We start from the raw sequence: 9,077 nt of genomic DNA on the forward strand, positions 1-9,077 counted from the left end.
AGGCGGCCGCCACACCGTCGCAACGTGCGACCGTCCGCCCACGCGGTGGGCGATGGATCGAGCCGGCCGGAGCCGACTCGGAAGCCTGGTCTGCTCCCGGAGAGGTTCGCGCGGGGGGCGCGTCACCGGTCAGGAGCCGGCGGCAGCCTTGTCGGCGGCCAGTGGATCGGCCACCCCAGCAGTTGCGTCGTGCAGTGGCCCCTGCGCCAGCCGGGTCACCAAGGGTGGAACGGGCGGCGCGAGGGCAGTCACTGCCCGCAGTGCGGTCAGGATGTCGTCGGGGCGTACGGACGGTGTGGTGTGCCGCACGACCATCCGAAGTATCGCACACGAGGGATCCGCTGCGGCGGCAGCGGACATCGTCACGACGGCCGAGCGCGTGTCGAAGGTCTTCATGCCGGTCTTGAACATCCGGCTCACCGGCGCCTCGGCGGCGTCGAGATAGGCGTCGACCGCCGCCTCGAGATCGGCGAGCGCGGTCTGTCGGAAGACCACCTCCCACGCACTCGCCTCCAGCCGGTCTGCCAGCGCGCCGGGAGCGGCCTCGACGACCTCGAGCACGTCGAGGCCATCGGGCAGCGCAGCGTCGAGCGCGGCGCGCACGGCATCGGCATCGACCCGCTCGGTCACCGAGATCTCGAAGTACTCCGCCTCACTGGCGGTGCCTGTCGGCGCCCCGTTGGCGTAGGAGATCTTCGGGTGGGGGTGGAAGCCCGCCGAGAAGGCCATCGGCACCTCGGCGCGGCGCAGCGCCCGCTCCAGCGCACGGCCGAAGTCGCGCGTGCTCGAGAAGCGCAGCCGGCCACGCCGTGCGTACTTGACCCGGAGTTTCTGCACCGCGGGTGCAGGAGGCGGTCCCTCGGGGGTGCGTTGGCGCGGCGGCATACGCAAAGCGTAGGTGTCAGAGGTCCCTGCGCATCAGGTCGTTTGCTTCCCGGAAGCCCAACTCACGATAGAACTGGATCGACATCTCACTCGGCGCCAGGACGACCCGCACCATGCCCTCGTCTCGCGCCCACGCGAGCATCGCCTCCATCAGCGCTCGGCCGACACCGGCCCGCCGGGCCTCCGGTCGCACGAACACGTTGGCCACGTAGAGCCAGCGCGCGCTCCCCCGCCCGGGCACCGGCATGCGGGTGAAGACGGCAGCGTTCGCCATCCCCACGGCATACCCCTGCGTATGCCGTGCCAGCCAGGCTCGTCGCCGGTCGCCTTCGCTGCCCCACCAGGCCCGGAGGTCGCGATCAAGAGCCGCCGCGTCCTCCTCGGACGCGGCGGGTTTCCACGCCAGGCGCAGCGCGACGAGGTCAGCGAGGTCAGCGTCCGTGACGCCTTCGGGCCCGCCGACGCGATCGATCCGCAGGGTCACGCGTGGGAGGGCGTCCGCTCGCGCAGCGGCGAACCGCCGACGACCGTGATCGGCAGAAGGGTCTTGCCGGTGGGGCCGACCTGGATCTCGGTGCCGAGCTGCGGGCAGACACCACAGTCGAAGCAGGGCGTCCACCGGCAGTCGTCAACCTCGACCTCGTCGATGGCGTCGAGCCAGTCCTGCCAGAGCCATTCCTTGTCCAGGCCCGAGTCGATGTGGTCCCAGGGCAGGACCTCGGACTCCTCGCGGCCACGGGTGGTGTACCAGTCGACGTCGATCCCGAAGGGTGCCAACTCGCGAGCCGCGCACTCCATCCAGCGCTCGTAGGAGAAGTGCTCGCTCCACCCGTCGAAGCGGCCACCGTCGCGCCACACGGCCTCGATGACGCGCCCGACCCGGCGGTCACCACGGGACAGCAGGCCCTCGACGATGCCGGGCTTGCCGTCGTGGTAGCGGAAGCCGATCGAGGACCCGAGCCGGCGGTCGGAGCGGATCGCGTCGCGCAGCTTGGCCAGTCGTTCGTCGGTCTCCTGCGCGCCGAGCTGCGGCGCCCACTGGAACGGGGTGTGCGCCTTGGGGACGAAGCCACCGATCGACACGGTGCACCGGATGTCATTGCGGCCACTGACCTTGCGGCCGGTCTCGATGACCTTCTTGGCCAACTCGGCGATCTGGAGGACGTCCTCGTCGGTCTCGGTCGGGAGGCCGCACATGAAGTAGAGCTTGACCTGCCGCCAGCCGGCGCCATAGGCCGCGGCGACGGTGTTGATCAGGTCGTCCTCGGTGACCATCTTGTTGATGACCTTGCGGATCCGCTCACTGCCCCCTTCGGGGGCGAAGGTGAGGCCGGATCGGCGGCCGTTGCGGGTGAGCTCGTTGGCCAGGTCGATGTTGAAGGCGTCGACCCGGGTCGACGGGAGAGACAGACCCACCTTGGAGCTCTCGTAGCGATCGGCCAAGCCCTTGGTCACCTCGCCGATCTCGGTGTGGTCGGCGCTGGAGAGCGAGAGCAACCCGACCTCCTCGAAGCCGGTCGCGGCCAGGCCTCGCTGGACCATCTCGCCGATGCCGGTGATCGATCGCTCGCGCACCGGGCGGGTGATCATCCCGGCCTGACAGAAGCGGCAGCCTCGGGTGCAGCCACGGAAGATCTCGACGCTCATCCGCTCGTGCACCGATTCGGCGAGCGGCACGAGCGGCTGCTTCGGGTAGGGCCAGGCGTCGAGGTCCATGACCGTGTGCTTGGCCACTCGCCACGGCACGCCCGGGTATGCCGGGTTCGGGGCGATCCGCTGGATCCGCCCGTCGGGCAGGTAGGAGACGTCGTAGAACCGCGGCACGTAGACCGAGCCGGTGCGGGCCAGGCGCAGGAGGAGCTCGACCCGGCCCCCCGGCATACCGTCCCGCTTCCAAGCGGCCACGACATCGGTGACCATGAGGACGGCCTCCTCGCCGTCGCCGACGATGGCGGCGTCGATGAAGTCGGCGATGGTCTCGGGGTTGAAGGCGGCGTGGCCGCCGGCGATGACGACCGGATGGGTGTCGTCGCGGTCGATCGCGTGCAGCGGGATCCCGCCGAGGTCGAGCGCGGTGAGCATGTTGGTGTAGCCGAGCTCGGTGGAGAAACTGAGGCCGAAGAGGTCGAAGTCGCCCAGGGCGCGGTGGCCGTCGACGGTGAACTGCGGCACCGCATGGGCGCGCATGAGCGCCTCCATGTCCGGCCATACCGAGTAGGTGCGCTCGGCGAGCGCGTCGGGGCGCTCGTTGAGGACTTCGTAGAGGATCATCGAGCCCTGGTTGGGGACGCCGACCTCGTAGGCGTCGGGGTACATCAGGGCCCAGCGGACCGTGTGGTCACCGCCGACCGTCCAGTCCTTGACGGTGGAGTTGAGTTCGCCGCCGACATACTGGATGGGCTTGCTCACCTGCTCGAGCAACGGCTCGAGGGTGGGGAAGATCGACTCACCGGGCATCCGACAAGCGTAGGTTCCGGCCGACGCGATACCAAACCTCGGGCACGGGAGGAGGCCCCACCCACTCGGGGTGAGGCCTCCGTCGTATGCCGCGGGCTCAGCTGGCGTAGTGCGCGTCCAGCAGGTCCTTGTACTTGTCCGCGACGACCTTGCGCTTGAGCTTCAGGCTCGGCGTGATCTCGCCGGCCTCGACGGTGAGGTCGTGGTCGAGGATGGTGAACTTCTTGATCTGCTCCCACCGGTTGAGGCCGGCGTTGAGTTCGTCGATGTAGCCCTGGAGCATCTCGCGCGCGGCCGGCGAGCCGGCGATCTCCGCGTAGCTCTTGCCCTCCATACCGTTGGCGGCGGCCCAGCCGACGATCGCCTCGGGGTCGAGGGTCACCAGGGCGGAGACGAAGTTGCGGTCGTTGCCGTGGACGAGGAGCTGGCTAACATAGGGGCACAGGCCCGTGAAGGTCGATTCGATGTTGCTCGGCGCGACGTACTTGCCGTTGGACGTCTTGAAGAGGTCCTTCTTGCGGTCCGTGAGCTTGAGGAAGCCGCGGTCGTCGATCTCCCCGATGTCGCCGGTGTGCAGCCAGCCGTCGGCGTCGAGCGCCTCCGCGGTGGCTGCCGGGTTGTTGTGGTATCCGGCCATGACGCCGGGGCCGCGCATGAGGACCTCGCCGTCCTCGGCGATCCGGAACTCCATGCCGGGCAGCGGCCACCCGACCGTGCCGTTCTTGTAGGCGACGATGCGGTTGACGGTCGAGGCTGCCGAGCTCTCGGTCATGCCGTAGCCCTCGGCGATCTGCATGCCCATGGCGTCGAACCAGCGCGAGATGTCCTGGTTGAGCGCGGCCGAGCCGGAGATGAAGAAGCGGACCCGTCCCCCGAAGCGGTCGCGGATCTTGGCGCCGATGATCCTGTCGGACAGGCCGTGCTGCAGGGACAGCAGCGCACTCGGGGACTTGCCCTGCTCGCGGAGCACGCTGACCTGCTTGCCCACATCGCTGGCCCAGTTGAAGAGCTTGAGCTTCACGCCGCCCTCCTCCTCCATCATCATCTTGATCCGGCCATAGGCCTTCTCGAAGATGCGGGGGGCAGCGCCCATGAAGGTCGGCTTCACGACAGCGAGGTTGTCGACGATCTTGTCGATGCGGCCGTCCACGGCGGTCGGGAAGCCGATCTGGATCGGGATGACGACGAGCATCTTGCCGAAGACGTGGGCCATCGGCAGCCAGAGGTACTGCAGGTCGTCCGGGCCCAGGATATTGATCGACTCGACCGCTGCACCGATGAAGTTCCACGAGGAGTGCTGCAGGCGCACACCCTTGGGGCGGCCGGTGGTGCCCGAGGTGTAGATGAGGGTCGCCAGGTGGTCGGCGGTGGTGGCGTCGATCCGCTCGTCGACGGCGCCCGGGTGCTCGGCCAAGTATGCCGCGCCCTGGCTTTCGAGGTCGGCGCCGGACATCACCCAGTCATCGAGCTCGACACCGTCGGTGTCGAAGACGACGACCTTGGCGACGTTCGGGATCTCGCTGCGGATCGCCCGCAGTTTGTCGACCTGCGCGGCGTTCTCGGCGAAGACGACCTTGCTGTCGGAGTCACTGATGATGAAGGCAACATCCTCGGCGATCGTCGACGGATAGATCGTGGTCGTGGCGGCCCCGGCGGTCATGATCGCCAGGTCGGCGTAGACCCACTCGAGGCGCGTGGCGGACGCGATGGCGACGCGCTCTTCGAGCTGGACGCCCAGGGCGATCAGTCCGGCGCTCAACTTGTCCGTGTGGTCCTTGGCCTCCGCCCAGGTGACCGACGTCCAGGTGTCGCCGTCGGCTCCGACCACGGCGTACTGGTAGGCGACGCCGTTCGGCGTCTTGGCGACCCGGTCGCGATACATGTGCGAGGCACTGATCGACTGGTTGGCCAAGACCGAGTCGTCGATCGACTCGTCGGCGGGGCTGTGGACTTGGGGCTGGGCGCTGGGCATCGCATCGTCCTCGACGGTGGGGGCGGTGGGTGTGCCCGAATGGTGTCACATCACCCGCCGTATAGACAGTCGGTGGGCCAAAGTGTTACCGATGAGTCACGTCAGGTGAGGGTCGCGCGAGCGAGCCACGTAGGCCGCATTGACCAGACCCACCCCGAGCCAGGCCGCGAACATGGACGACCCGCCATAGGACACGAACGGCAGGGGGAGACCGGTCACCGGCATGAGCCCGAGGTTCATTCCGACGTTCTGGAAGATCTGGACCGCGAACCACGCACCCACCCCGGCCCCGATGAAGCGTCCGAAACCGTCCCTGCTCCGCACGCCGACGAGCAGGATTCGCAGCACCACGAAGCCCAGCAGCCCCAACAACCCCACCGTACCCACGAAACCGAGTTCCTCGGCGGCGGTCGAGAAGATGAAGTCGTTGAGTTGGTAGGGCACGAAGCCACCTTGGGTCTGGCGACCCTGCATGAACCCCTCCCCCCACCAGCCACCGGATCCGATGGCCAGGCGCACCTGCGCCAGTTGGTAGCCCGCGCCGAGCGGGTCGCGCTCAGGGTCGAGGAAGACGAGCAGTCGGTCCTGCTGGTAGCCGCTCAGCACACCACTTCGCAACACGGCGACCACGCCCCCGACCCCTAGCCCCACGACACCGACGACCCAGGGCCAGGGTGCGCCGGCGACGGCGATGAGAACGAAGGCGAGCGCGATGAGGACGATGGCGCTGCCGAGGTCGGGTTGCAGCATGACCAGACCGACCGGCACGAGGACGAGAACCCAGGCGAGGACCAGGTCGCGGCTGCTCGGAGGCAGCCGCCGGTCGAGGCGGTCGGCGAAGAGGCCGGCCAGCGCCAGCACGATGCCCACCTTCGCGAACTCCGAGGGCTGGAGGGTGAACCCCGCGGCCAGCGGGATCCATGAGCGAGATCCGTTGATCGTGGCGCCCAAGGGGGTGAGGACGGCGACCAACCCGGCCAGCCCCGCGGCATACACGAAGGGGCCGGCGAACCGCAGCCGCTGGCGGCCGATGCGGGTGACGGCCATCGCCAGGGCGAAGCCGATCGCTGTGTTCAGCAGGTGTCGGACCAGGTATGCCGTGCCCGCCGTGCGGTGGGTGGCCGACCAGACGAGCAGCGCGCCGACCAGGCAGACGCCCCCCGTGGCGACGAGCAGGGCCAGGTCGTGCCCGGCCACCGCCCGCAGGCGGCTCAGCCCGGGACGATCGTGGAGAGGATCGCTCGACACGCCTCGACATCCTTGGCCATCGCCTCGAGCAGGGCATCGATCGAGTCGAACTTCAGGGTCGGCCGGATGTGGTCCACGAACTCGACCATGACCCGCTCGTCGTAGAGGTCGAGATCGTCACGGTCGAGGACGTAGGCCTCCACGGTGCGTCGATCCTGGGTCTCGAAGGTCGGGTTGGTGCCGATGGAAATCGCGCACGGCATGGTCCGGTCCACCGTCCCCACCGGCTGGTCCAGTCGGGTCAACCACCCGGCATACACCCCCTCGGCCGGGACGAGCCCGAGGGAGTCCGCCGAGAGGTTGGCCGTCGGGTAGCCGAGCTCGCGCCCGCGGTGATGACCGTGGACGACGGTGCCGACGACGCGGTGGGGCCGACCGAGGATGACGGCCGCCTGGGCCACCTCGCCGGCGCGCAGGTGCGCGCGCACCGAGGTCGAGGACCAGCGAGTCTCTCCCCCGACGTCATCGATGGCATGCACCTCGAAGCCGAGCCGATCGCCGAGGTCGCGCAGCGTGCTCACGTCACCGGAATTGCGGTAGCCGAAGCGCGTGTCGACACCGACCACGACGGCCGCCGCCTGCAGACCGCGAGCGAAGGTGTCACGCACGAAGTCCTCGGGCGACTGCTGGGCGAACTCGGTGGTGAAGTCGAGGACGAGCAGCCCGTCGATCCCCGACGCCTCGAGCAGGTCCTCGCGCAGCCGGCCGGGCGTCAGGAGATCCGGCGCCTCGTGCGGGCGCAGGACCGCGATCGGGTGCGGCTCGAAGGTGACCGCGACCGTCGGGAGGCCGTGGGCAGCGCCGATGCGGCGCGCCTGGTCGATGACGGCCAGGTGCCCACGGTGCACCCCGTCGAAATTGCCGAGGGTCACCACACAGGGCTTGAGGCTCTCGGGTGTCTCGGCGATGTCGGTCCAGCGATGCACGCAGGAGAGTCTACGAACTCGCGGGTGTGAAGACGACGAGGCTGCGCGTGGTGGACCTCGACTCGTCGAGCACGGCCACGAGTTGGCCGCTCGGGTCGAGGGCCGCCACCGGCGTCGATCGCCCGGGATCGAGGGACGGCAGCCGCTGCCCGAAGGACAGGGTCCTGGCTTCTGCTTCGGTCAGGAGCCGGGTCGGCAGAGCGGCCTGGGCCGCCTCGCCCAGGGGGATGAGAGGAAGCGGCCGGCCCGCCTCGGCGACCGCGGCAAGGTCGTCAAGGGTATGGGCCGACCCCACGGCATACCCTCCGACGCGGGTGCGGCGCAGGGCGGTGAGGTGGCCCCCCACGCCGAGGGCAGCACCGAGATCGCGGGCCAGGGCCCGGACATACGTGCCCGAGGAAACCGTGACGCGGACGTCGACGTCGAGACACTCGGGTGCCTCGTGCGGTGCACGATGGATCGCGTCGATCGTGAACCGCGACACCGTGACCGGACGTGCAGCGAGGGCGACCTCCTCGCCGGCGCGGACTCGAGCGTAGGCGCGCTCACCGTTGACCTTGATGGCGCTGACCGCGCTCGGGACCTGCTCGATGTCGCCGGTCAACGCATGCACGGCGGCAGCGATTTCGTCATCGGTGACACCGGTCGCCTTGACCGAGGCGGTCAACTCACCTTCGCGGTCATCGGTGAGCGTGGCCTGACCGAGTCGAATGGTCGCGGCGTAGTCCTTGTCGCAGCCGACGAGAAAGGTCAGGAGCTTGGTGCCCCGGTCGATGCCCACGACGAGGACGCCGGTGGCCATCGGGTCGAGGGTGCCGGCGTGACCGACCTTGCGAGTACCGGCGAGGCGGCGCAACCGACCGACGACGTCGTGGCTGGTCCAGTCGGACGGCTTGTCGACAATGAGGAGGCCGCCCGCCGCGTCACTCCTCGTCGTCATCGACCGCCGGCTTCTTGTAGGGATCGGACTCACCGGCATACGTGGCCCCGGTCGCCGAGGCGGCGACCTCCGCGTCCTTGGCCTTGGCCTTGGCGAGCAGGTCGTCCAGATGGGCCGCGGTCTCCGGGATGGCGTCGGCGATGAATTCGATCGTCGGCGTGAGGCGGATGCCCAAGTTCTTGCCGACGAGCGACCGGAGACGGCCGCGGTTGGTCTCGAGCAGGTGCGCCGTGGTGGCGCGCTGCTTCTCGTCACCGAAGACGGTGTAGAAGATCGAGGCGTGCTGGAGGTCGCCGGTAACGCGGACGTCGGTGATCGTGACGAAACCCAGGTCGGGGTCCTTGATGACCTGGCCGAGCCCCTCGGCGGTCACGGTCTTGATCCGGTCGGCGACCTTCATGGCGCGGGCGGGGTCAGCCATGGTTCCTCCTCGTTCAGTGGGCAGCCTTTGGTTCCCAGCCTATGTGGCTGGAGGGGTGCGTTCCGCACTGCCGGACCCGGGGCGCGCGCGGCCGGGGCAGTTTGCGACGATCGAGCCGTGATGTCGCCGCGCACCGGGTGGGTCTGGGTAGCGCGCGCCCTCGTGGCGAGCGCGGCCTGCGTCCTGCTCGCCGTCGGGGCGCATGCCCTCGGCGGGGGCGTCGTCGCC

8 protein-coding genes are annotated in these 9,077 nt (G+C 69.2%); all 8 read right to left on the reverse strand.

Annotated features, from left to right (window positions below):
• Window positions 1-129: 129 nt before the first annotated feature.
• On the reverse strand, window positions 130-885 hold the full coding sequence (locus tag BN10_RS01795; protein ID WP_156917096.1) for a TIGR03936 family radical SAM-associated protein: 756 nt from the start codon (window positions 883-885) through the stop codon (window positions 130-132).
• A gap of 16 nt (window positions 886-901) precedes the next feature.
• The gene (locus BN10_RS01800; RefSeq protein ID WP_010849442.1) at window positions 902-1,369 is read right to left on the reverse strand and encodes a GNAT family N-acetyltransferase; all 468 of its coding nucleotides are present in this window, start codon (window positions 1,367-1,369) and stop codon (window positions 902-904) included.
• The gene (locus BN10_RS01805; RefSeq protein ID WP_010849443.1) at window positions 1,366-3,342 is read right to left on the reverse strand and encodes a TIGR03960 family B12-binding radical SAM protein; all 1,977 of its coding nucleotides are present in this window, start codon (window positions 3,340-3,342) and stop codon (window positions 1,366-1,368) included. Before BN10_RS01805 ends, BN10_RS01800 begins: the two co-directional genes overlap by 4 nt.
• Window positions 3,343-3,439: 97 nt before the next feature.
• On the reverse strand, window positions 3,440-5,314 hold the full coding sequence (locus BN10_RS01810) for an AMP-dependent synthetase/ligase (protein WP_010849444.1): 1,875 nt from the start codon (window positions 5,312-5,314) through the stop codon (window positions 3,440-3,442).
• 96 nt (window positions 5,315-5,410) lie between these two features.
• On the reverse strand, window positions 5,411-6,562 hold the full coding sequence (rodA, locus tag BN10_RS01815; RefSeq protein ID WP_010849445.1) for a rod shape-determining protein RodA: 1,152 nt from the start codon (window positions 6,560-6,562) through the stop codon (window positions 5,411-5,413).
• Window positions 6,526-7,488, reverse strand: coding sequence for a bifunctional riboflavin kinase/FAD synthetase (locus BN10_RS01820; protein ID WP_010849446.1), 963 nt, complete (start codon window positions 7,486-7,488; stop codon window positions 6,526-6,528). Before BN10_RS01820 ends, rodA begins: the two co-directional genes overlap by 37 nt.
• Window positions 7,489-7,498: 10 nt before the next feature.
• Window positions 7,499-8,428, reverse strand: coding sequence for a tRNA pseudouridine(55) synthase TruB (gene truB, locus BN10_RS01825; protein WP_010849447.1), 930 nt, complete (start codon window positions 8,426-8,428; stop codon window positions 7,499-7,501).
• Window positions 8,412-8,849 (reverse strand): 30S ribosome-binding factor RbfA, encoded by a 438-nt coding sequence (gene rbfA / locus BN10_RS01830; RefSeq protein ID WP_010849448.1) that lies wholly within the window; start codon window positions 8,847-8,849, stop codon window positions 8,412-8,414. Before rbfA ends, truB begins: the two co-directional genes overlap by 17 nt.
• Window positions 8,850-9,077: the final 228 nt, after the last annotated feature.

This window comes from Phycicoccus elongatus Lp2 (assembly GCF_000367525.1).
In the GTDB taxonomy this organism is placed as follows: Bacteria; Actinomycetota; Actinomycetes; order Actinomycetales; family Dermatophilaceae; genus Phycicoccus_A; species Phycicoccus_A elongatus.

What these genes read in the sequence shown, in the direction of transcription:
- BN10_RS01810 (WP_010849444.1), bottom strand. Translation starts at nt 5,314, where the DNA reads ATGCCCAGCGCCCAGCCCCAAGTCCACAGCCCCGCCGACGAGTCGATC.
- truB (WP_010849447.1), bottom strand. Translation starts at nt 8,428, where the DNA reads ATGACGACGAGGAGTGACGCGGCGGGCGGCCTCCTCATTGTCGACAAG.
- BN10_RS01805 (WP_010849443.1), bottom strand. Translation starts at nt 3,342, where the DNA reads ATGCCCGGTGAGTCGATCTTCCCCACCCTCGAGCCGTTGCTCGAGCAG.
- BN10_RS01795 (WP_156917096.1), bottom strand. Translation starts at nt 885, where the DNA reads ATGCCGCCGCGCCAACGCACCCCCGAGGGACCGCCTCCTGCACCCGCG.
- rbfA (WP_010849448.1), bottom strand. Translation starts at nt 8,849, where the DNA reads ATGGCTGACCCCGCCCGCGCCATGAAGGTCGCCGACCGGATCAAGACC.